Origin of the sequence: Geomonas limicola, from assembly GCF_014193675.1 — a bacterium.
GTDB lineage: Bacteria > Desulfobacterota > Desulfuromonadia > Geobacterales > Geobacteraceae > Geomonas > Geomonas limicola.
In genome coordinates this window covers 91677-113685 of record NZ_BLXZ01000009.1, presented here as the reverse complement: position 1 = coordinate 113685, position 22009 = coordinate 91677, and the positions used below count along the sequence as shown (strand labels likewise).

The following is a 22009-nucleotide window of genomic DNA, read 5'->3' as shown; positions in this document are numbered from 1 at the left end:
GTAAAGATAAAAAAGGCCTCCCGGCTCGATGCCGGGAGGCCTTTTTCCTATGCTGCTGTGCCACGTGGTGGTCAGCTCTGCAACTGTGCCACGATCTTCTTCTTCAGGCGGTTCAGTTCGCGGTAGTTCTCATCCAGCAGGATCGCCTCGGGACTCTCGCCGTTCACCGGGTGCACCAGCAAAAAGGCGTCGCGCAGTTTCCCCTCGTAGCCGGCGAGACTCCCCTGCAAAAGGGAGGTGAACTCGTCCTGCTCCGGAGCGACGGCCATGGAGTACTGCTTTTTCAGAAGCGAGGTGCCGCGCAGGTCGAAGCGGTGGAAATCGAGAATGGCCTTTTCCGGATCGCCCGGGTTCAGCACGAATACCGACTCCTGGGCGGTGTGGGCGATCATGAGCCGGGTCGGGTCGTCGGCGGAAAGCTCGCGGTCGATCTTGAACACGGCCCGGATCAGGAACTCGACGAAGCAGTCGGCTTCCATGAATCCGGAGGAGGCGCCGTCGGAACTCTCGCAGTAGTAGGAGACCTGCGACTGCTTGTCGAGCTGCGCCCCGCAGGCGAGGCACTCGCTCTTCAGGCCGGTCAGGCGGGCAAAGTAGGCTTCCTTCTTGCGGCTGTCGTCTTCGGTGAGCCACTTGTCGAACAAAAGCGAACGCGGCTCGGCGGTCCCGTAGAACTCCTCCAGCGCGGACTGCCCCAGGGCCGTGAACTGGCCGTAGACGTCGGTGCCGCGCCCGTGGGTGAGGATCGGGTAGATCCGGCCGTCCGGGTTGGTGTTCAGGCTCTCGACCTTGGGACTCTTGGAGATGAAGGTCTCCATGCAGCGGTAGCCGCGGTTGATGGCAAAGGCCTTCAGGAGCGTTTTCTGGTCCTTGAACAGGCCGTCGAACTTGATGCGCTCGTCGATGAGGCAGGGGACCAGCGACAGGCTCTTGCGGTCCAGGCCGCGCTTGTCGAAGAGTTCGAAGATGTTGCGGCAGTTGTCCATGCTCGCCATGTCCTTGATCGGCACGAAGACCCGGTCGGCTGCGTAGAGCGCGTTCTGGGTCATGATGTCGAGGTCCGGGCGGGTGTCGACGATGAGGATCCCCGGGATGTTCGAGTTGGCCAGGAGGCGGGCCAGCACCATCGGCCCCTTGAGCGACCCCTTGAGATCCGGGAGTGCGGTCGAGGAGGGAATGAAGTTCACCCCGTACTGACCGGTATGCAGGAGATCGCACCCCGGCGTTTCCAGGAGCAGGTCGGCCACGCTTCCGGTGGTCTTCTGCCCCTTGATGGCGAACATCTTGTCGATGGTGAAGTGGTTGTCGAAAGAGAAGATGGAGACGGGCAGGTTCTCGTCGAGCGCTTTCAGGAAAATCGCCAGGTTGGTTGCCAGCGTCGTCTTGCCCACCCCCCCTTTTTCCGAGGAGACGGTGATCACGTACGGGTAATTTTTCATGGCGCGCATACTAGCATCGACAGCGCGCGCCGGTCAACCGGTTTGACACCGCTCAGGGGGCGTGATAGAAACGGTGAGCCGTGCCAAAAAGGGGGAGAAATGGTGCTTTTCCGCGAACGTCGCGTCCTCACCGTCAGCGCTCTCACCTCGCTTATCCGCGACCTTCTTGAGGAAAATTTCGACCAGGTCTGGGTGGAAGGGGAGATCTCCAATTTCGCCTCGCCCCAGTCGGGGCACTGCTACTTCACCTTGAAAGACGCCGGCGCCCAACTGCGCTGCGTGATGTTCCGCACCGCCGCCCGTACCCTCAAGTTCGTCCCCAAGGACGGCATGCGGGTCCTGGTGCGTGGCCGGCTCACCCTGTTCGAGCCGCGCGGCGAGTACCAGCTGGTCGCCGAGTACCTGGAGCCGCAGGGGATCGGCGGCCTGCAGATGGCCTTCATCCAGCTCAAGGAAAAGCTCGCCCGCGAGGGGCTCTTCTCCGAACTGCACAAGCGCGAGGTCCCCAAGCTCCCCCAAAGGATCGGCGTGGTCACCTCGCCCACCGGCGCCGCCATCCGCGACATCCTCACCGTGCTCGGCCGCCGTTTTGCCAACCTGGAGATCCTGATCAACCCGGTCCGGGTGCAAGGGGAGGGGGCCGCGCAGGAGATCGCCACGGCCATCGACGACCTGAACCGCCGGGGGGGGCTCGACGTCATGATCGTCGGGCGCGGCGGCGGCTCCCTGGAAGACCTCTGGGCCTTCAACGAGGAGGTGGTGGCGCGTGCCATCCATCGCTCCAAGATCCCCGTCATTTCGGCGGTGGGGCACGAGGTAGATTTCACCATCTCCGATTTCGTGGCCGACCTGAGGGCTGCCACCCCGTCTGCCGCGGCTGAGCTGGTGGTGCGCAGCAAGAAGGAGCTCACCGCCGAGCTCGACGCCCTGGTGCACCGGCTGCAGATTGCCCAGGTGCGCCGGCTGGAGGGAACCCGCTCCCGGGTGACCGCGCTGTCGCGCCTGGTGGCCGATCCCAGCCGGATCCTGGGACACCTGAGCCAGCGCGTCGACAGCCTGGACCAGCGCCTAAGGCGCGAGGTGGACCTGACCCTGGGCGATCTGGAGGAGCGCATTGACAACCTCACCACGAGGCTGCATCAGCAAAACCCGGCACTCACCCTGCGCCGGACCCAGGAACGCCTGGGGAACCTCTCGCTGCGCCTGGAACACGCCATGACCCGGCGCATCGTGAGCGCGGGCGAGCGGCTGCGGCTGGCCTCCGGTACCCTGAACGCCGTCTCACCGCTGGCCGTCCTGGGGCGCGGCTACAGTATCGCCCGGAAACTCCCGCAGCGCTCGGTGGTGCGCGACAGCCGTGACCTCGCCCCCGGCGATCGCCTGGAACTCACCCTCGCTGCCGGCTCGGCCCTCTGCAAAGTGGAAGAGGCCAGCCCCTAGTCCCCAGTCCCCGGCCCCTGCCTCTACTGCCTTGACGCAGGGCGAACAGTCTGTATAATGGGCGTTCATTTTTTTCAAGAGAGGTTCTCATGGCTGGAGAAAAGTTCGAAACTGCTCTTAAAAAACTCGAGGATGTGGTCAAAAAACTCGAGACCGGCGACCTTTCTCTGGAAGAGTCGCTGAAAGCTTTTGAAGAGGGTGTCAAGCAGTCGGCGTTCTGCAGCAAGAAACTCAATGAGGCCGAGCGCAGGGTAGAAGTGCTCCTCAAACAGCGCGACGGCAGCTTCGTGACCAAACCGTTCGATGAGGTAGATTAAACTGCTTAAAAGAAGTAGACTCGTCTTAGTCTGCGCGTTTGACTTTGTCGCCGGGCCCGGACCGTCACCAGAACCAAAAATCCAATTCAGTTAAGTGAGATCATCCATGGACTTGAAAGCATATTTGACCGAGAGATGCCAGATCGTCGACGAGGCGCTGGACCGTTTTCTTCCCACGGCAACGGAGCTCCCCGCATCCTTGCACGGCTCCATGCGCTACTCGGTGTTCGCCGGCGGCAAGAGGGTGCGCCCGGTACTGATGCTGGCCGCCTGCGAAACGGTGGGGGGCGAGCTGAAAGCCGCACTCCCTGCTGCCTGCGCCATGGAGATGATCCACACCTATTCCCTGATCCACGACGACCTTCCGGCGATGGACGACGACGATTTCCGCAGGGGTAACCCCACCAACCACAAGGTCTACGGCGAGGCGACCGCCATCCTGGCCGGCGATGCGCTGCTCACCGAGGCCTTCATCCTGCTCTCCCGCGACGAGACTGGCGACCCGGCGGCCAAGCTCAAGGTGATCCACGAGATCGCCGCCGCCTCGGGTTCGCGCGGCATGGTAGGCGGCCAGGTGGTCGACATGGAGAGCGAAGGGAAGGGGGAAATCGACCTCGCCACCCTTTCCTACATCCACACCCACAAGACTGGCGCCCTGATCCGTGCCTCGGTACGCGCGGGGGCCATCCTGGGTGGCGCCAGCGCCGACCAGCTGAAGGCGATGACCCGCTACGCCGACGCGATCGGCCTCGCCTTCCAGATCGCCGACGACATCCTCGACGTGGAAGGGACCACCGAGGAGCTGGGCAAGGACGCAGGGAGCGACGAGGCGCGCGGCAAGGCGACCTATCCCGCGCTCATGGGTCTCGAGGCCTCCAAGCAACGCGCAGCCGAACTGGTGGATATGGCGCTCGAGGCACTCTCCGTCTTCGACGAGAAGGCCGAGCCGCTGCGCCTGATCGCCTCTTACATCGTGAAAAGGAAATCTTGATGTCGAGCATTCTGAACCGCATCACCGATCCGGCGCAGGTCAAAGGGCTCTCCCTGAAAGAGTTGGAGCAGCTGGCCGACGAGCTGCGCGCCCGGATCATCGAGGTCTGCGCCGCCAACGGCGGGCACCTGGCTCCCAGCCTCGGGGTTGTGGAGCTCACCATCGCGCTGCACCGGGTCTTCGACTCACCCAACGACAAGATCGTCTGGGACGTCGGGCACCAGGCCTACGCCCACAAGCTTTTGACCGGCCGCAACGACAACTTCGGGACGCTGCGCACCCTGAACGGCATCAGCGGTTTCCCGAAACGCGCGGAATCGCGGCATGACGTCTTCGATGTCGGCCACTCCTCGACCTCCATCTCCGCGGCCCTGGGCCTGGGCGTCGCCCGCGACTTGAGCGAGCGCCACAACAAGGTGCTCGCGGTGATCGGCGACGGTTCCATGACCGGCGGCATCGCCTTCGAGGCCTTGAACCACGCCGGCCACCTGAACAAGGACCTGGTGGTGATCCTGAACGACAACGAGATGTCCATCTCGGAGAACGTCGGGGCACTCTCCAACCTTTTGTCGCGCACCATCACCTCGGAGTTCGTGCACAAGGCCAAGAAGGACCTCGAGGCCTTCCTGGAAAAACTCCCCATGTTCGGCAAAAGCGCCCTGCAGGTCGCCAAGCGCGCCGAGGAGTCGCTCAAGGGGCTCTTCACGCCGGGGATGCTCTTCGAGGCCTTCGGTTTCGAGTACATAGGCCCCATCGACGGCCACGACATCCCGCAGCTATTGGATACCCTGGAAAGCGTGAAACGCTTCGACGACGCCGTATTGATCCACGTGCTCACCAAGAAGGGGAAAGGGTTTCCGGCCGCCGAGGCGAACCCGTCGCTGTTCCACGGGGTGGGTCCCTTCGACGCCGAGACCGGCAAGGTCCTCAAGGGGAAGGGGGGCGCCGCCTCCTACACCGGCATCTTCGGCGAGTCCATGAAAAAGCTCGCCCTGGAGAACGACAAGATCGTGGCGGTCACCGCGGCCATGCCGGACGGCACCGGGCTCTCCCCGTTTGGCAAGGAGTACCCGGAGCGCTTCTTCGACGTGGGGATCGCCGAGCAGCACGCGGTCACCTTCGCGGCCGGCCTCGCCGCCCAGGGGCTCAGGCCCGTGGTGGCGCTCTACTCCTCGTTCCTGCAGCGCGGCTACGACCAGCTGGCCCACGACGTCTGCCTGCAGGACCTGCCGGTGCTCTTCGCCATCGACCGCGCCGGCGTGGTCGGTAACGACGGTCCGACCCACCACGGCGTCTTCGACCTCTCCTACCTGCGCCTGCTGCCCGGCATCACCGTGATGGCCCCCAAGGACGAGAACGAGCTGCAGCACATGCTCTACACCGGGTTGCAGCTCCCGGGCCCCTCGGCGGTACGCTACCCGCGCGGCTCCGGCTGCGGCGTCCCCATCGACCAGATCTTCAAGGCCCTGCCGGTGGGCAAGGGGGAACTGTTGCGCCAGGGGAAAGACGGGGCGATCCTCGCGGTGGGGGCCATGGTGCAACCGGCCCGCGAGGCGGCCGAGCTGCTGGCCCAGGAAGGGATCGACGTCGCCGTCATGAACGTGCGCTTCGTGAAACCGCTGGACCGGGAACTGATCCTGTCGCTTGCCGAGACCGGGCGGCTCTTCACGGTGGAGGACAACGTGGTACAGGGGGGCTTCGGGACGTCGGTGCTCGAGCTTCTGGAAGAAGAGGATCTGACCGGTATCACGGTCACCCGCCTGGGGTATCCGGACAGCTTCGTGGAGCAGGGCGAGCAGGCCGAACTACGGGCGAGCTACGGCCTGGATGCCGCCGGCATCGCCACGAGCGTGCGGGGTGTTGTCAAGAAGGCGTGACCCGAAAGCGTGACCAAGAGGTGTGACGCGCCATGAGATCAACCGGTTCGACCTTTCTCCTGATGTTTGGGGTGCTCTGCTCCCTCCTCCTGGTGCCGGTTGGCGCAGGCGCCGGCGATGCTGCCAGCATCGGTGCCGATGCCAAGGCGCTGGTCCAGGAGGGCCAGTACGACAAGGCCATCGAGGAGCTGAGAGCCGGCTACTCGCTGTTTCCCTACAACGAGACCCTGCGCCACGACCTGGCCCAGGCCTACCTCTCGCAGGCCCAGCGCAACCTGAACCTGAGCCGCTTCACCGAGGCCGCGGAGAACTACAGCCAGGCCCGCGAGCTCTATCCCGGCGAAAGCCGCTTCACCCTGATGCGGGGCGTCGCCCTGTACTTCGCCAAGAACTTCGACTCTGCCCGCGCCGAACTGAACCAGCTCGGCGAGAGTGCCGAAGCACTCACCTACCTGGGCAAGATCTGCTACGACACCGGTGACCTGAACGGGGCGCTGGACAACTGGCGCCGGGCCGAGACGCTGGGCTCCGATCCGGGCGTAAAGAAACTGATCGCCAAGGCGGAACGGGAGCTACCCGTCGAGTCCCGGATGGACAAGGGGTACAGCTCGATGTTCGACATCACCTTCGATGCCGAACTCCCGCCCGGGCTCTCCGCCGAGGTGCTGGACGCCCTGGAGACCGCCTACAACAGCGTCGGGACCGATCTCGGGTTGTTCCCCACCGCGCGCATCCCGGTATTGCTCTACACCAAGCAGGAGTATTCCAGCGTCACCAACGGGCCGGACTGGTCCGGCGGTCTCTACGACGGCAAGATCCGCCTCCCCTTGGGCGGGGTCAGCAATATGACGCCGCAGCTGCGCGGCGTGCTGTTCCACGAATTTACCCACGTGCTGGTGGCCGAGATTACCGGCGGCAACGTCCCCACCTGGCTCAACGAGGGGCTGGCCCAGATCGAGGAGTTCAAGGAGTACGGAGCGGCCATGGCGGCGCAAGGCGCCCCCCTTGCCAAGGAGAAGCTGCTTTCTATGCGCTCGCTCTCCGGATCCTTCGTCGGACTTGATCGGGAGAGTGCCGGCCTTGCCTACCGGCAGAGCTACTCGCTCACCAGCTTCATGGTGCAGCGCTACGGCTGGTACGCCATGCAGAACGTCCTGAAAAACCTGAAGGACCGGGTGAAGATAGAGGTCGCGGTGTCGAAGGCGCTCGCGGACTGGTCGCTGGACATGCCGGCGGTGCAGCGCGAGTGGCGGGAGAGCCTGGGGCTCCCGGCCGAGGCCGCGGCACCGTAGGCGAGGGTTGAGAACCAAAAGCAAAAAGCTTCACCACAGAGGACACGGAGGGAAAAGAGCGGAGCACAGAGGAAAACCAAGCTTGAGGGTTTGTCCTGAACCCGTTTTCAGTCTTTACCCTGTGTTCCTCGCCTTTCCCTCTGCGTCCTCTGTAGTAACTCTTGTAGGTCTGTTTATGGAGAATGCGTGATATTCGGCATCGGTGTCGACATAGTTGAAATTGCCCGCTTCGAGCGCTTCCTGGAGGAGGGGAACGATCCCCTTATCCAGCGGCTCTTTACGCCCACGGAGATCGCCTACTGCGCCGGCAAAAAACGCGCGGCCCAGCACTACGCCCTGCGCTTCGCGGCCAAGGAGGCCTTCCTGAAGGCCCTGGGAACCGGGCTGCGCGACGGCATCTGCTGGAAGGACCTCGAGGTGGTGAACGACCCCTTGGGCAAACCGGAACTGAAGCTCTACGGCAAGGCGGGGGAACTCTTCCGCAGCCACGGCCTGACCTCCTGTTTCCTTTCCCTGTCCCACGACGCGGGAGCGGGGGTCGGCATGGTGGTCCTTGAAAAGTGAGGTACTCATGAAAGTGGTGACCGGCCAGGTGATGCAGCAGATGGACCAGCGTACCATCGGTGAGTTCGGGATTCCCGGTCTCACCCTCATGGAAAACGCCGGCCGGGCCTGTGCCGACGCCATTACCGAGAGCTTCGGTCCGGGCGAGGGGAGAAAGGTCCTCATCGTCGCCGGCAAGGGGAACAACGGCGGCGACGGCTACGTGATCGCCCGGCTGTTGGCCGAGCGCGGCTGGCAGGCTGCGGTACTGCTGCTGGCTCCCCCTTCCGCCATCGCCGGGGATGCCGCCGCCAACCTGGCTCTCTTGGACAAGGGGACCCTGGTCCTGCCGCCGGTGGGCGCGCCGCTGCCGCTGGAACTCTTTCGCGAGGCGACGCTGGTGGTGGATGCGCTCCTGGGGACCGGGGTGAAAAGTGAAGTCACCGGCGCTTTCCGCGACGCCATCGAGGCGATCAACGCCTCCGGCCGTCCGGTGGTGGCGGTCGACATCCCCTCCGGTGTCGACGCGGCAACCGGACGCGTCCTCGGGGTCGCGGTACGGGCCGAGTTCACCGTAACCTTTGCCCTGGCCAAACTCGGGAACGTGCTGCATCCCGGCTGCGACCTCTGCGGCCGCCTGGTGGTGGCCGACATCGGCATGCCACAGACCGTGCTGGACGGGGCCCCCGGCGTGGAGTACCTCGACCTTGCCCGGGCGCACTCCCTGATGCGCCCGCGCAGCCCGCTGGCCCACAAGGGGAGCGCGGGACACAGCCTCGTCATCGCCGGCTCGCCCGGCAAGACCGGTGCTGCGGCCATGGCGGCCAACAGTGCGCTGCGCACCGGCGGCGGCCTGGTTACCCTGGCCATCCCCGCCGCGCTGAATCCCATCCTGGAAGCCAAGACCACCGAGGTGATGACCCTGCCGGTGGGTACATCCGGGGCCACCCATCTGCAGGCCGGTGCTCTCCCTGAACTGCTGCGCGAGGCGAGTACCCGGGACGTGGTGGCACTGGGCCCGGGTATCGGCACCGCGCCCTCGACGGTCTTCCTGGTGCACTCGCTTCTGGCGGAGCTCGCCCAGCCGCTGGTCATCGATGCCGATGGGCTGAACGCCCTGGCCCAGGCTCCCGAGCGTCTTCTCACGCGCCGCGACCGGATCACCCTGCTCACCCCGCACCCTGGGGAGATGGCGCGCCTCGCCGGCTGCTCGATTCCCGAGATCGAGGCTGAGCGCAGCGCCGCCGCAGCCGACTTCGCCCGGCGCTACCAGGTGTACCTGATCCTCAAGGGGGCCCGCAGCGTCATCGCCGCTCCGGACGGCCGCATCGCCATAAACGGCAGCGGCAACCCCGGCATGGCGAGCGGCGGCATGGGGGACGTGCTGACCGGCGTGCTCGCCTCCCTGGTAGGCCAGGGGTACCAGCCCTTCGAGGCCTGCTGTCTGGCCGCCTACCTGCACGGCCTGGCCGCCGACCTGCTCCTCCCGCTCAAGGGGACCCAGGGGATGAGCGCCACCGACGTGCAGGAGAAGCTTCCCGAGGCGCTGAAGGCGGTGGCGTTTGCCACCGGCAGCACTCGATTTCACTGAACTACCTGGGACGGATGATCCTTCGCCCCCTTCGCACCTGCCCCGCAGGATTGCCACACAGGAGAATTGCTATGCTCAAGGCTAAAGATGTCATGACCAAAGAGGTCATTACCGTGCGTCCCGAAACTACCGTTGCCGAACTCGCCAAGATCTTCGCCGAGCGTCGCATCTCCAGTGCCCCGGTGGTGAACCCGGCGGGGAACCTCCTGGGGATGGTCTCCGAGACCGACCTCGTCGAACAGGACAAGAGCCTGCACATCCCGACGGTGGTCTCCATCTTCGATTGGGTCATCTACCTGGAAAGCGACAAGCGTTTCGAGCGCGAACTGCAGAAGATGACCGCCCAGACCGTTGGCGAGATCTTCTCGAAACAGCTTTTCTACGTCGCCCCGGAGGCTCCGGTGAGCGAGGTAGCGGACATCATGAGCCGCGAGAAGGTGCACGCGGTACCGGTCGTGGAGGGGGGCTGCGTGGTCGGCATCGTCGGCCGCATCGACCTGATCCGCACCATGATGGGGTAGCCGCATGTCGTGTGTGGAAACCTCAAGCGGCGCCGAGACCGTCGCTCTCGGCGCCCGGTTGGGACGGTTCCTGCTACCCGGCGATTTCGTGGCACTGGTCGGGGAGTTGGGCGCAGGGAAGACCCAGTTCGCCAAGGGGGTCGCGCAGGGGCTCGAGGTGGCGAGCGACACCCCGGTCACCAGCCCGACCTACACCATCCTGAACATCTACCAGGGGCGCATTCCGCTCTACCACTTCGACCTGTACCGGCTGCAGGGGCCCGAAGACGTCGAGAACCTGGGCTTTGACGAGTACTTCAGCGGCAACGGTGCCTGTCTGGTGGAGTGGGCGGAACGACTGGAGGAGGATCTGCCGTCCGAGATACTCACGGTCACGCTCAGCCATACCGGGCCCGAAAGCCGCAGCGTTAGCTTTACCGGCTCCGGAAAACGCGGCGAGGAGCTGGTGGCGGCGCTTTTTCCTGGGTGATACAGGCCGATGGGGAGCGCTGGGGATTGGCACCCCGTGGTCCCATTCCCCCAATGGCTTCTCCGCTTTCAAGGCCCTGTGATATGCTGTTTCTCGATGCCGTTTTCATTCTGACACCCCAGGTTTCTGACATTGCAACGCGTGGCTATTGAGTCAGTCGCTACAATTTCAGCAACGTAATACCTGATATCTCAAAAAATGTTTTGACCCAAAGGTGTAATCTTGGTAATAAAGTTGATCCAACCGCCCGAGCATGCAATGCATCGGCGCATTTACTTGTAGAGCATAAAGGAGGACGGACATGGCTTTGGTGGTCCAGAAGTACGGCGGCACCTCGATGGGGTCTGTCGAACGCATACGCAACGTCGCCAAAAGGGTGGCTAAGACCTACGACGCCGGCAACGACATGGTCGTGGTCGTCTCCGCCATGTCAGGCGAAACCAATAAGCTGGTGGCCCTGGCCAACGAGGTGTGCGAGTTCCCGGACAACCGCGAGTACGACGTACTGGTGGCAGCCGGTGAGCAGGTCTCCATCGCGCTTTTGGCCATGTGCCTCAAATCCATGGGCTACAAGGCCAAGTCCTACCTGGGCTTCCAGATCCCCATCATCACCGACTCGGCCTACAGCAAGGCCCGCATCGAAGAGATCCCGGACACCAAGGTCCGCGAAGACTTGAAAGACGGTACCATCATCATCGTGGCCGGCTTCCAGGGCGTGGACGCGACCGGCAGCATCACCACGCTGGGGCGCGGCGGCTCGGACACCTCGGCGGTCGCCATGGCCGCGGCGCTTAAAGCCGACGTCTGCGAGATCTACACCGACGTGGACGGGGTCTACACTACCGACCCCAACATGTGCAAGGACGCCAAGAAGATCGAGCGCATCTCCTATGACGAGATGCTGGAACTCGCCAGCCTGGGCGCCAAGGTGCTGCAGATCCGTTCCGTTGAATTCGCCAAAAAATACAATGTCGACGTCCATGTGCGTTCCAGCTTCAACGAGAACCTGGGCACCATGGTCACCAAGGAGGATAAAGAAATGGAAGCAGTGCTCGTCTCCGGTATCGCCTACGCCAAGGATGAAGTGAAGATCGCGGTCATGCAGGTCCCCGACAAGCCGGGTATCGCCGCCCAGATCCTCTCGCCGCTCTCCGACGCGAACATCTCGGTCGACATGATCGTCCAGAACGTAAGCGAGAACGGCCTCACCGACTTCACCTTCACCGTCGCCCAGGCGGACCTGAAGCGCGCACTCGCCATCAGCAAGGAGACCGCCGAGGCGATCTCCGCCAAGGAAGTGCTCGTCGACGAGAACATCAGCAAGGTCTCCATCGTGGGCCTCGGCATGCGCAGCCACGCCGGCGTCGCCACCACCATGTTCAAGACCCTGGCCGCCGAGGGGATCAACATCCAGATGATCTCCACCTCCGAAATCAAGATCTCGGTGGTGGTGGATGCCAAGTACACCGAGCTCGCCGTCCGCGTGCTGCACGACGCCTTCGGCCTGTCCGGCAAGTAACGACGCTCTTTAACTACAATCAAACAAGGGGCTGCGCGCGCCTGATCCGCCACTATTGGTCCGGCGGAGACGGCGCGCGTTGTCGTTTTAGGTGGAGAAGACATGAGTTTGGTCAAACTGTACGACACGACGCTGAGGGACGGAACACAGGCCGAGGACATCTCCTTTCTGGTTGAGGACAAGATCCGCATCGCGCACAAGCTGGACGAGTGCGGCATTCACTACATCGAGGGGGGGTGGCCGGGGAGCAATCCCAAGGACGTCACCTTCTTCAAGGACATCAAGAAGGAGAAACTCTCCCAGGCGAAGATCGCGGCCTTCGGCTCGACCCGCCGCGCCAAGATCACCCCGGACAAGGACCAGAACCTGCGTACCCTGGTCGCCTCCGAGGCGGACGCGGTGACCATCTTCGGCAAGAGTTGGGACTTCCAGGTCCACGAGGCGCTGCGCATCCCGCTCGAGGAGAACCTGGAGCTCATCTTCGACTCCATCGAGTACCTGAAGGCACGCATGCCGGAGGTCTTCTACGACGCCGAGCACTTCTTCGACGGCTACAAGTCGAACCCGGAGTACGCGCTTAAGACCCTGAAAGCGGCGGAGCAGGGTGGGGCGGCCTGCATCATCCTCTGCGATACCAATGGCGGCACCATGCCCTACGAGGTCGCGGCCATCGTGGAGAAGGTAAAGGCGACGGTGTCGGTCCCCTTGGGGATCCACACCCACAACGACGGCGAGTGCGCGGTGGCGAACTCCATCGTGGCAGTGCAAAGCGGCATCGTCCAGGTGCAGGGGACCATCAACGGCTTCGGGGAGCGCTGCGGCAACGCGAACCTCTGCTCCATCATCCCGGCCTTGAAGGTGAAGATGGGGGCCCAGTGCGTGAGCGACGCCCAGATGCGCCAGCTGAGGGAACTCTCCCGCTACGTCTACGAGCTTGCGAACCTGGCACCCAACAAGCACCAGCCCTACGTCGGCAACTCCGCCTTCGCCCACAAGGGGGGGGTGCACGTCTCGGCGATCCAGCGCCACCCGGAGACCTACGAGCACATGCGCCCGGAACTGGTGGGGAACACCACGCGCGTCCTGGTCTCGGACCTCTCCGGCCGCGCCAACATCCTCGCCAAGGCGACCGAGTTCAACATCAACCTCGACTCGAAGGACCCGGTCACCCTGGAGATCCTGGAAGACATCAAGGCCATGGAGAACCGCGGCTACCAGTTCGAGGGGGCCGAGGCCTCCTTCGAGCTCCTCATGAAACGCGCCCTCGGGACGCACCGCAAGTTCTTCCAGGTGGTCGGCTTCAGGGTTATCGACGAGAAACGCCACGAGGACGAGCAGCCGCTTTCCGAGGCGACCATCATGGTGAAGGTCGGCGGCAAGATCGAGCACACCGCGGCCGACGGTACCGGTCCGGTGAACGCGCTCGATAACGCGCTCAGAAAGGCGCTCGAGAAGTTCTACCCGAAACTCAAAGACGTGAAACTGCACGACTACAAGGTCCGCGTGCTGCCGGCAGGGCAGGGGACCGCATCCTCGATCCGGGTGCTCATCGAGTCGGGCGACAAGGAGAGCCGCTGGGGTACCGTCGGCGTATCCTCGAACGTCATCGAGGCCTCCTACCAGGCGCTCATCGACTCCATCGAGTACAAGCTGCACCGGGACGAGGAGACGGGCGCTAAGAAGTGATGCCGCGCGGCACGCGCTGGGCGCTCAGTTCGCTGGCGCTCCTGCTGTCGCTCGTTTTGCTGGCCAAGGGCCGTGTCTGCACCCCGAAAGGTGCGGGCACGGCCTTTGTTGCACCTGTGCCTGCAGGGGGTGTGGTGGTTCGTCTGGCAGGCGATGTGGGACGTCCCGGAGTACACCGGTTCCCTGACGGGACAACTGCCGAAACCGCCATTAAAATGACGGTCGGTGCCCGGAGCTTGACAGGTGTTTCAAGCGTGGTAGCGGGGCGCCGCTTGACCTCCGGCGACCTGGTGACGGTTCACTCCGCCAACGGTCAACCCCACGTTGTTACGGTGGAAACCATGCCAGTGCAGGAGCGGATGCTGCTGGGGATCCCTCTCGATCCCGACCGGATGACGCGAGAGGAGTGGGCCGCACTGCCGGGAATCGGACCGGTTCTGGCGGAGAGAATTGAGACCGAGCGTCACAAAAATGGCGTTTTCCGCTCCCTGGCAGGGGTTGCTCGGGTGCCGGGGATAGGGCCTGGGAAGCTTAAAACGTTACAGCGCTACTTTTAATGGTCTGTAACCTCTCTAGTTACCGAGGTTCCAATCTTTGGTTAGATTACAAAGTCCACATAAACCCCTTCTTGGCATGTTAGATGAATTATACCTGCTCACATGAAGCCCTTTAATCATTCCTGTGGGGAGGTACATAGTTATGAAATGCCCGAAATGCAAAGGACGTATGTTCGCCGAGAAATACTACGATTTCGTTAGATCCTTCGACGCCTGGAAATGCACCTGCTGCGGTGAGGTCCTCGATCCGACCATCCTCGCCAACAGGGCCCGCAACTTCAACAGCCTGATCGGCTGATTCCCTCTGCCGGACCAAACACACGAGACGGGACCCCCAATCGGGCCCCGTCTCGTGTGTTCAGGCTCCGCATCCGGAATCCGGCCACCCGTTCCACCCCGCCATCCCGACCTCCGGCGGGGTAGGGGCGTCGCCTCGAGCGCCTTCCCTAACCCGCACCAGGTAACCCAATCATAGAAAACCTTAAAATTATGACTTGACACTGAGAAATCTCTTCGCTATAAAAGGGATAAATTTGGTCCTAAAGGTGCTTTTATGATGGAGCTGACCCGCAAGGGAGAATACGCAATACGGGGAATCATCTACCTGGCGCAGCAGCCGCCCGGGCGGGTATCGCTGATCAGCGAGATTGCCGCGGCCTCCGACGTGCCGCAGACCTTCCTTGCCAAGATCTTCCAAAGCTTCGCCAAGCTCGGGCTGGTCACCTCGTCGCGCGGCACCGGCGGCGGCTTCGTGCTGGCGCGCCCGGCCTCGGCCATCACCCTGCGCGAAGTGGTCGAGGCGGTGGAGGGACCGATCCTTCCCAACCGCTGCCTGATTGGCAACTCCTGCGACCGCGGCGGCCCGTGCCTGGTGCACGGCGTCTGGAGAACGGTGCAGACCGAGGTGGTCAACATCCTGGATGGCGTGACCATCGAAACCCTCGCACGTACCCGCGAAAGCTAAAAAAATTTGCCTGTAAATGGGAGTAAAAAGATCCGGTTTATTCTGTAAACGCTTTTGGAACACCCGGCACCACCACATCACCTGAGTAATGAGGACTGTTATGTCGATGCCCGCCCAGCCCTATCCCAAGCCGCAGACCACCTTCTGCCTGACTCTCAGGCGCCGCCCCGCCAGCTGCCGGGAGTTGCCGGCGTGAGAGTGGCACCCCGCGAGCTCTTCGCCTTCTACCGGGACGGCTTTCGTTCCATGGTCCTGGGGCGCACGCTGTGGAAGATCATCCTCATCAAACTCTTCCTGATGTTCGCCGTCCTGAAGCTCTTCTTCTTTTCCGACAACCTGGAGAAGAACTTCCACAGCGATGCGGAGCGCTCCGCGCACGTCCTTGACAACCTGACCCGCGGCGCAGCCCGGTAAACCGACGATCACAGGCCTTAGGGCTTGCAGCATAGACAAAGGCGGGTGCCCACCCGCCGAACTTACACAAAGGAGGGGTAAAGTGGGAAATGATATTCTGATGACGGTGAACTGGTCCCGTGCGCAATTCGCGCTCACCGCCATGTATCACTGGATCTTCGTGCCGTTGACCCTCGGGTTGTCCTTTCTGGTGGCCTTTTTCGAGTCCATCTACGTAAAGACCGGCGACGAGAGCTGGAAGAAGCTCACCAAGTTCTGGATGACGCTCTTCGGCATCAACTTCGCCATCGGCGTCGCCACCGGCATCATCATGGAGTTCCAGTTCGGCACCAACTGGTCCAACTACTCCTGGATGGTGGGGGACATCTTCGGCGCGCCGCTTGCCGTGGAGGGGATCTTCGCCTTCTTCCTGGAAGCGACCTTCTTCGCCGTGATGTTCTTCGGCTGGGAGCGTGCCTCGAAAAGGTTCCACCTCTTCTCGACCTGGATGGTGGCCATCGGCTCGAACCTCTCCGCGGTCTGGATCCTGGTGGCCAACGGCTGGATGCAGAACCCCGTCGCCATGGCCTTCAACCCGGACAAGGCGCGCTTCGAGATGCAGAACTTCTTCGACGTGGCGCTCTCGCCCACCGCGGTACAGAAATTCACCCACACCACCAGCTCCTCGTTCCTGCTCGCCTCGCTCTTCGTCATGGGGATCTCCGGCTTGTTCCTGCTGCAGAACCGCCACAAGGAGATGGCCAAGCGCTCCATGGTGGTTGCCTCGGTGCTCGGCCTGGTCTCCTCGGGCTTTGCCGCCTTCAACGGTGACGAGTCCGCCTTCCACATCGCGCACCGCCAGCCGATGAAGCTTGCCGCCATGGAAGGACTCTACACCGGGACCGAAAAGGCCCCGATTGTCGCCATGGGTATCATCAACCCGGACAAGAAGCCGGGTGACAACCTCCCCGCCTTCAAGCAGGAGGTGATCGTCCCAGGCATGCTGTCGCTGCTTGCCAACCGCGATCCCAACAGCTTTGTCCCCGGCATCAACGACCTGGTCTACGGCAACCCGACCAGGAAGATCGTCGGTGCCCAGGAACGCATCGCTTCCGGCAAGATCGCCGTTGCGGAACTCGCCAAGTACAAGGAGGCCAAAAAGGCCGGCGACCAGGCGGGAGCCCAGGCGGCGCTCGCCCTCTTTAACCAGCACAAGGACAACCTGGGCTACGGCTACCTGAACCGTCCCGAAGAGGCGGTTCCGCCGGTCGCGCTCACCTTCTACGCCTTCCACATCATGGTGGGGCTCGGCACCTTCTTCCCGATCGTCTTTCTCTGCGTGCTCTTCTGCTCGGTGCGCGGCACCCTGGAGAACCACCGCTGGCTCTCGGCCATCTGCTTTGCCTGCCTGTTTTTAGGCTACGTCGCCTCGCAGGCCGGTTGGGTCGTCGCCGAGGTGGGGCGTCAGCCCTGGGCCATCGAGGGGCTTCTGCCGGTGGGGGTAGCCAGCACGGCCATCGCCGCGGGGAGCGTCAAGACTACCTTCTTCATCTTCCTTTTCCTGTTCACCGGGCTTTTGATCGCCGAGATCGGCATCATGGTGAAACAGATCAAGATCGGACCGGAGGCCTAAACGATGATCGGTAACCTGGATATCACTGTGCTGCAGCAGCTTTGGTGGCTGATCGCCTCGGTCGTCGGCTCCCTGTTCCTCATGCTCACCTTCGTGCAGGGGGGGCAGACCCTGATCTTCACCCTGCCTGCCTCCGAGGAGGAGAAGTCGCTCATCGTCAACGCCATGGGGCGCAAGTGGGAACTTACCTTCACCACGCTGGTGCTCTTCGGCGGGGCGCTCTTCGCCGCCTTCCCGCTCTTCTACGCCACGAGCTTCGGCGGCGCCTACTGGGTCTGGATGCTGATCCTGTTCACCTTCGTGCTCCAGGCGGTCTCCTACGAGTACCGCAAGAAGCCGAACAACGTCCTGGGCGCGCGCACCTATGAGATCTTCATGTTCTTAAACGGCAGCGTGGGGATTCTCTTGATCGGCGCAGCGGTTGGGACCTTCTTCACCGGATCCCGCTTCTCGCTCGGGACCTACAACCAGGTCACCTGGGGGACCCCTTATCACGGTCTGGAGGCCGCGCTCAACTACTTCAACGTCGCCTTCGGCCTGTTCCTGGTCTTCCTGGCCCGCACCCTGGGTGCGCTCTACCTGGTGAATCACGTGAACCACGAGGCCCTGGTGGCCCGGGCCCGCAAGGCGAGCCTGATCAACCTGGCGCTCTCGCTCCCCTTCCTGTTGACCGTCCTCTACGGGCTTCTCACCATGCCCGGGTTCGCGGTCGATCCGGCAACCGGTGTGGTCTCCCTGGAGCAGGGGAAGTACCTGCACAACCTCTTGGGAATGCCGATCGTCCTGGTGCTGCTCCTGGTGGGGTTGGTCTCGGTGGTCTGGGGGGTGGTTGCTACGGCGCTGCTCAACAAAAACCGTGGCATCTGGTTCGGGGGGCTCGGTACGGTGCTGGTGGGTCTTGCGGTTTTCTCGCTGGCAGGCTACCATGGAACCGCATTCTACCCGTCGCTCACCGACCTGCAGTCGAGTCTTACTATCTACAACGCCTCGAGCAGCAAGTTCACCTTGACGGTGATGAGCTACGTGGCCCTGGGCGTTCCCTTCGTCTTGGCGTACGTCGCCTACGTGTGGCGGGTGATGGACTCCAAGCAGCTCACCCTGGCGGAGCTGACTACTGGTGAAGACGCCAGGAAGATGTACTGACCCTATTTGGAGGTAAAACCAATGAACAGTGTACTTTTGATCGGGTGGTTGTTGGTATTGTCCGTTTCCTACGGTAGCGCGTTGTTCGTACTCAACAAGGCGGACCTGCTGTAGAAGAGAAGGCGCAGGGGGGCACACCCCCTGCGCCTGTTGTTGTTTCAGGGGGGCTGTGGCGCCCAACACCGGCCTCATGCAACTCCATCGTTTCAAGGGGTTAGAGTCCAAGCCCCCGGTTGAAAAGGAAATTCTCTGTTGACAAGCTCCGCCCCCCTTTGTTACCTTACCTCTTTCTTGCGTGCCGGGTGGCATGGCGCTCGCATCGCGGGCGCCGCTCGGGATGCAGGCTTGCCCGTGCATGCCCCACATTCCGTCGCCGTTTTCCCACCCGATGACATGCAGAAAGCATTGCGGCAGCTAACCTGCCTATAACGACAAAGAGAGGGTTTACCATGCAGATCAGTGTCGAGTCGCTTAGCAGCATTAAGAAGAAGATAAGCTTCAAGATCCCGGCCGAGAAGGTCTCCGCCGAGGTCGACAAGGCTTATGCCGAAATACGCAAGCACGCTTCCGTCAAGGGGTTCCGCAAGGGGAAGGTTCCCATGGGGCTCATCGAGAAGCACTATGGCGACAAGATGGCTGACGACGTGATGAAGAGCCTGGTAAACCAGACCCTGTACCAGGGGCTGCAGGAGAATGGGCTGAACCCGGTTTCCTACCCGGCCATCGAAAACGACGAACTGAAGCCGGGCGAAGCGTTCAGCTACTCGGCAACCATCGAGGTCTACCCCGAGATCGAGGTGAAGGACTACGTTGGCCTGGAAGTGCAAAAAGAGATCCTGGTCCTGGACGACCAGGCGGTGAACCAGCGCCTGCGCGAGATGCAGGAGAGCATGGCCCAGCTCGTCCCGGCAGCCGAAGGGCACGCCGCCAAGCTTGGCGACTTCGTCATCTTCGATTTCCTCGGTTCCATCGACGGCGTGCCGTTTGAGGGTGGCAAGGCGGAAGACTTCCAGCTCGAGCTGGGGAGCGGCCGTTTCATCCCGGGCTTCGAGGACCAGATGGTCGGCATGACCGCCGGCACCCAGGGGACCGTGAAGGTGAACTTCCCGGAGAACTACGGCGCGCAGGAATTGGCCGGCAAGCCCGCCGAGTTCGCCGTCACCGTGAAAGAGATCAAGGTGAAGGAGCTTCCCGAGCTGAACGACGATTTTGCCAAGGAGTTCGGCGAGGAGTTCGAGACCCTGGATGCCCTGAAGGCGAAACTCGCCGAGTACCAGAAGGCCCAGGAGGAGCAGCGCGTCAACACCGAACTGCGCGAACGTGTCATCAAGGCGCTCATCGAGAAGAACCCGCTCGAGGTCCCCGAGGCGCTGGTGGACCGTCAGGCGCAGGGGATGCTGGAAGACACCAAGCGGCGTCTGGCCCAGCAGCGCATGAGCCTGGAAATGATGGGGCTCACCGAGGACGCCTACAAGGTCCAGTTCAGGGATGTGGCCGTGGACCAGGTAAAAGGTTCTATGCTTTTGGACGCGGTTGCCGATAAGGAAAACATCACGGTAACCGAGGAAGACCTGGCCGAGCAGGTGAAGGTGATCGCCGAGCAGGCGAACCAGGATCTTGAGAAGGTCAAAGGGCTCTACCAGAACAACCCGCGTGCCCTGGAAAGCCTGAAGATCCAGATGAAGGAAGACAAGGCGATCCTCTTCGTGGTCGATAAGGCGAAGGTGACCGAGGTTGCCAAGGAAGAACTCAACAAGTAGTTAAAGAGGAGCGTCCCATGCTTGTACCGATAGTTGTGGAGCAGACCGGCCGCGGCGAGAGATCCTACGACATCTATTCCCGTCTCTTGAAGGACCGGATCATCTTCCTGGGCGGCCCCATCGACGACAACGTCGCCAACCTGGTCATCGCCCAGCTCCTCTTTTTGGAGGCCGAGGACCCGGACAAGGACATCCACCTCTACATCAACTCCCCCGGCGGAGTGGTCACGGCCGGCATGGCGATCTACGACACCATGCGCTACATCAAGGCGCCGGTCTCCACCATCTGCATCGGGCAGGCGGCCTCCATGGGGGCCTTCCTGCTCTCCGGCGGCGAGAAGGGGAAACGTTTCGCCCTGGCCAACGCGCGGATCATGATCCACCAGCCGATCGGCGGATTCCAGGGACAGGCCTCGGATATCCACATCCACGCCAAGGAGATCCTGCGCATGAAGGTGCAGCTGAACGAACTCCTTGCCGAGCATACCGGCCAGACGGTGGCCAAGGTCGAGGCCGACACCGAGCGCGACTACTTTATGTCGGGCGATGAGGCCAAGACATATGGTATTATAGATGCAATAGTGACCAGGAACGTGGTCACGGGAGGTGCCTCGTGAGCAGAAGAGACGACCGAAGCGACACCCTGATCTGTTCTTTTTGCGGTAAGAGCCAGGAAGAGGTTAAGAAGCTGATTGCCGGGCCGACGGTCTACATCTGCGACGAATGCATCGAACTGTGCAACGACATCATCGCGGAAGAGTCCAAGCTCGAAGATGCTTCCGGCACCGACGTCAAGAAGCTCCCCAAGCCGCAGGAGATCAAGGAAGTACTGGACGAGTACGTGATCGGCCAGGGGCGGGCCAAGAAGGTCCTCGCCGTCGCCGTGTACAACCACTACAAGAGGGTCGAGGCGGTCACCAAGCCCGGTGACGTCGAGATGCAGAAGTCGAACATCCTCCTCTTGGGGCCGACCGGCAGCGGTAAGACGCTCCTGGCCCAGACGCTGGCCCGCATCCTCAAGGTCCCCTTCGCGATGGCGGATGCCACCAACCTGACCGAGGCGGGCTACGTCGGCGAGGATGTGGAGAACATCATCCTGACGCTGCTGCAAAACGCCGACTACGACGTCGAGAAGGCCCAGAAGGGTATCATCTACATCGACGAGATCGACAAGATCGCACGCAAGTCGGACTCCCCCTCCATCACCCGTGATGTCTCGGGCGAGGGTGTGCAGCAGGCGCTGTTGAAGATCATCGAGGGGACCATCGCAAGCGTGCCGCCCAAGGGGGGCCGCAAGCACCCGCAGCAGGAGTTCCTCAAGGTGGACACCACCAACATCCTGTTCATCTGCGGCGGTGCCTTCCCGGGGCTCGACAAGATCATCGAGCAGCGTATCGGCATCAAGACCCTGGGCTTTGGCGCCGACGTGAAGAAGAAGGTCGAGAAGAAGGCGGGCGAGCTCCTGGCCGGCGTGACTCCCGAGGACCTTCTGAAGTTCGGCTTCATCCCCGAGTTCGTCGGGCGTCTCCCCATGCTCGCCTCCCTCACGGAGCTGGACGAGGAGGCCATGGTGCAGATCCTCAAGGAGCCCAAAAACGCGCTCATCAAGCAGTACCAGAAGCTCTTCGAGATGGAGCACGTGAAGCTCAAGTTCACCGACGGCTCGCTCATCGCCATCGCCCGCGAGGCCTTGAAGCGTAAGACCGGCGCCCGCGGCCTGCGCTCCATCCTGGAAAACGCCATGCTGGACATCATGTACGAGATCCCGTCCCAGGCCATGGTGAAGGAAGTTGTTATCTCCGAAGAGGTGATCTACAACAAGGAAAAGCCGATCATCGTCTACGAAAGCGTGGCGGAAAGCGCCTAGCCTACAG

20 protein-coding genes and 1 pseudogene are annotated in these 22009 nt (G+C 62.5%); 20 read left to right on the top strand and 1 reads right to left on the bottom strand.

Going from position 1 to position 22009, the window contains the following annotated elements; all coding sequences use genetic code 11:
* Window positions 1-71: 71 nt before the first annotated feature.
* Window positions 72-1448 (bottom strand): ParA family protein, encoded by a 1377-nt coding sequence (locus tag H7688_RS19440; protein ID WP_183362910.1) that lies wholly within the window; start codon window positions 1446-1448, stop codon window positions 72-74.
* A 90-nt stretch (window positions 1449-1538) separates the two neighbouring features.
* On the opposite strand from H7688_RS19440, the gene xseA reads away from it, so the two are divergent.
* The 20 genes and pseudogenes from xseA to clpX all read left to right on the top strand — a co-directional run bounded on the left by xseA (window position 1539) and on the right by clpX (window position 22002).
* Window positions 1539-2879, top strand: a complete 1341-nt coding sequence (xseA, locus tag H7688_RS19435; RefSeq protein WP_183362909.1) for an exodeoxyribonuclease VII large subunit — start codon at window positions 1539-1541, stop codon at window positions 2877-2879.
* Window positions 2880-2968: 89 nt separating this feature from the next.
* Window positions 2969-3196 carry an exodeoxyribonuclease VII small subunit gene (locus H7688_RS19430; RefSeq protein WP_183362908.1) on the top strand — a complete coding sequence of 76 codons (228 nt, stop codon included), beginning with the start codon at window positions 2969-2971 and terminating at the stop codon, window positions 3194-3196.
* Between the two features lie 106 nt (window positions 3197-3302).
* Window positions 3303-4187, top strand: a complete 885-nt coding sequence (locus tag H7688_RS19425; RefSeq protein WP_183362907.1) for a polyprenyl synthetase family protein — start codon at window positions 3303-3305, stop codon at window positions 4185-4187.
* On the top strand, window positions 4187-6064 hold the full coding sequence (gene dxs / locus H7688_RS19420) for a 1-deoxy-D-xylulose-5-phosphate synthase (protein WP_183362906.1): 1878 nt from the start codon (window positions 4187-4189) through the stop codon (window positions 6062-6064). Before H7688_RS19425 ends, dxs begins: the two co-directional genes overlap by 1 nt.
* Window positions 6065-6096: 32 nt before the next feature.
* A complete protein-coding gene (locus tag H7688_RS19415; RefSeq protein WP_246329894.1) occupies window positions 6097-7356 on the top strand; it encodes a peptidase MA family metallohydrolase in 1260 nt (419 codons plus the stop codon).
* A gap of 186 nt (window positions 7357-7542) precedes the next feature.
* On the top strand, window positions 7543-7920 hold the full coding sequence (locus H7688_RS19410) for a holo-[acyl-carrier-protein] synthase (RefSeq protein ID WP_183362905.1): 378 nt from the start codon (window positions 7543-7545) through the stop codon (window positions 7918-7920).
* Window positions 7921-7927: 7 nt separating this feature from the next.
* Entirely contained in the window at window positions 7928-9490 is a 1563-nt protein-coding gene (locus H7688_RS19405; protein ID WP_183362904.1) for an NAD(P)H-hydrate dehydratase, read from the top strand.
* Window positions 9491-9561: 71 nt separating this feature from the next.
* Window positions 9562-10011 carry a CBS domain-containing protein gene (locus tag H7688_RS19400; protein ID WP_183362903.1) on the top strand — a complete coding sequence of 150 codons (450 nt, stop codon included), beginning with the start codon at window positions 9562-9564 and terminating at the stop codon, window positions 10009-10011.
* Between the two features lie 4 nt (window positions 10012-10015).
* Window positions 10016-10480, top strand: coding sequence for a tRNA (adenosine(37)-N6)-threonylcarbamoyltransferase complex ATPase subunit type 1 TsaE (gene tsaE / locus H7688_RS19395; RefSeq protein ID WP_183362902.1), 465 nt, complete (start codon window positions 10016-10018; stop codon window positions 10478-10480).
* A gap of 301 nt (window positions 10481-10781) precedes the next feature.
* Window positions 10782-11999, top strand: coding sequence for an aspartate kinase (locus H7688_RS19390; RefSeq protein WP_183362901.1), 1218 nt, complete (start codon window positions 10782-10784; stop codon window positions 11997-11999).
* A gap of 102 nt (window positions 12000-12101) precedes the next feature.
* Window positions 12102-13685, top strand: coding sequence for a citramalate synthase (gene cimA, locus H7688_RS19385; RefSeq protein WP_183362900.1), 1584 nt, complete (start codon window positions 12102-12104; stop codon window positions 13683-13685).
* Complete coding sequence (locus tag H7688_RS19380) at window positions 13685-14242, top strand: ComEA family DNA-binding protein (protein WP_183363016.1); 558 nt, start codon at window positions 13685-13687, stop codon at window positions 14240-14242. Before cimA ends, H7688_RS19380 begins: the two co-directional genes overlap by 1 nt.
* Window positions 14243-14411: 169 nt before the next feature.
* Window positions 14412-14540 carry a hypothetical protein gene (locus H7688_RS22835; protein WP_281379521.1) on the top strand — a complete coding sequence of 43 codons (129 nt, stop codon included), beginning with the start codon at window positions 14412-14414 and terminating at the stop codon, window positions 14538-14540.
* Window positions 14541-14795: 255 nt separating this feature from the next.
* The gene (locus tag H7688_RS19375) at window positions 14796-15206 is read left to right on the top strand and encodes an RrF2 family transcriptional regulator (RefSeq protein ID WP_183362899.1); all 411 of its coding nucleotides are present in this window, start codon (window positions 14796-14798) and stop codon (window positions 15204-15206) included.
* Between the two features lie 192 nt (window positions 15207-15398).
* Window positions 15399-15620: a DUF4492 domain-containing protein gene (locus tag H7688_RS19370; protein WP_246329893.1), complete on the top strand. Its 222-nt coding sequence runs from the start codon at window positions 15399-15401 to the stop codon at window positions 15618-15620.
* 82 nt (window positions 15621-15702) lie between these two features.
* Complete coding sequence (locus H7688_RS19365; protein WP_246329892.1) at window positions 15703-17232, top strand: cytochrome ubiquinol oxidase subunit I; 1530 nt, start codon at window positions 15703-15705, stop codon at window positions 17230-17232.
* Window positions 17233-17235: 3 nt separating this feature from the next.
* Window positions 17236-18375 (top strand): cytochrome d ubiquinol oxidase subunit II, encoded by a 1140-nt coding sequence (cydB, locus tag H7688_RS19360; protein WP_183362898.1) that lies wholly within the window; start codon window positions 17236-17238, stop codon window positions 18373-18375.
* Between the two features lie 449 nt (window positions 18376-18824).
* On the top strand, window positions 18825-20135 hold the full coding sequence (gene tig, locus H7688_RS19355; RefSeq protein WP_183362897.1) for a trigger factor: 1311 nt from the start codon (window positions 18825-18827) through the stop codon (window positions 20133-20135).
* A 14-nt stretch (window positions 20136-20149) separates the two neighbouring features.
* Window positions 20150-20752: pseudogene (gene clpP, locus H7688_RS19350) on the top strand (ATP-dependent Clp endopeptidase proteolytic subunit ClpP); the annotation flags it as partial.
* The gene (clpX, locus tag H7688_RS19345; protein WP_183362896.1) at window positions 20749-22002 is read left to right on the top strand and encodes an ATP-dependent Clp protease ATP-binding subunit ClpX; all 1254 of its coding nucleotides are present in this window, start codon (window positions 20749-20751) and stop codon (window positions 22000-22002) included. The pseudogene clpP and the gene clpX, both read left to right, overlap by 4 nt.
* The last annotated feature ends 7 nt before the right edge of the window (window positions 22003-22009 follow it).

Bases quoted from the DNA above. Each gene is read 5' to 3' on its own strand.
- xseA (WP_183362909.1), top strand. From the start codon at position 1,539: ATGGTGCTTTTCCGCGAACGTCGCGTCCTCACCGTCAGCGCTCTCACC.
- cimA (WP_183362900.1), top strand. From the start codon at position 12,102: ATGAGTTTGGTCAAACTGTACGACACGACGCTGAGGGACGGAACACAG.
- tsaE (WP_183362902.1), top strand. From the start codon at position 10,016: ATGTCGTGTGTGGAAACCTCAAGCGGCGCCGAGACCGTCGCTCTCGGC.
- dxs (WP_183362906.1), top strand. From the start codon at position 4,187: ATGTCGAGCATTCTGAACCGCATCACCGATCCGGCGCAGGTCAAAGGG.
- H7688_RS19380 (WP_183363016.1), top strand. From the start codon at position 13,685: ATGCCGCGCGGCACGCGCTGGGCGCTCAGTTCGCTGGCGCTCCTGCTG.
- H7688_RS19430 (WP_183362908.1), top strand. From the start codon at position 2,969: ATGGCTGGAGAAAAGTTCGAAACTGCTCTTAAAAAACTCGAGGATGTG.
- H7688_RS19425 (WP_183362907.1), top strand. From the start codon at position 3,303: ATGGACTTGAAAGCATATTTGACCGAGAGATGCCAGATCGTCGACGAG.
- H7688_RS19405 (WP_183362904.1), top strand. From the start codon at position 7,928: ATGAAAGTGGTGACCGGCCAGGTGATGCAGCAGATGGACCAGCGTACC.
- H7688_RS22835 (WP_281379521.1), top strand. From the start codon at position 14,412: ATGTTCGCCGAGAAATACTACGATTTCGTTAGATCCTTCGACGCCTGG.
- H7688_RS19390 (WP_183362901.1), top strand. From the start codon at position 10,782: ATGGCTTTGGTGGTCCAGAAGTACGGCGGCACCTCGATGGGGTCTGTC.
- H7688_RS19375 (WP_183362899.1), top strand. From the start codon at position 14,796: ATGATGGAGCTGACCCGCAAGGGAGAATACGCAATACGGGGAATCATC.
- cydB (WP_183362898.1), top strand. From the start codon at position 17,236: ATGATCGGTAACCTGGATATCACTGTGCTGCAGCAGCTTTGGTGGCTG.
- H7688_RS19415 (WP_246329894.1), top strand. From the start codon at position 6,097: ATGAGATCAACCGGTTCGACCTTTCTCCTGATGTTTGGGGTGCTCTGC.
- tig (WP_183362897.1), top strand. From the start codon at position 18,825: ATGCAGATCAGTGTCGAGTCGCTTAGCAGCATTAAGAAGAAGATAAGC.
- H7688_RS19400 (WP_183362903.1), top strand. From the start codon at position 9,562: ATGCTCAAGGCTAAAGATGTCATGACCAAAGAGGTCATTACCGTGCGT.
- H7688_RS19440 (WP_183362910.1), bottom strand. From the start codon at position 1,448: ATGCGCGCCATGAAAAATTACCCGTACGTGATCACCGTCTCCTCGGAA.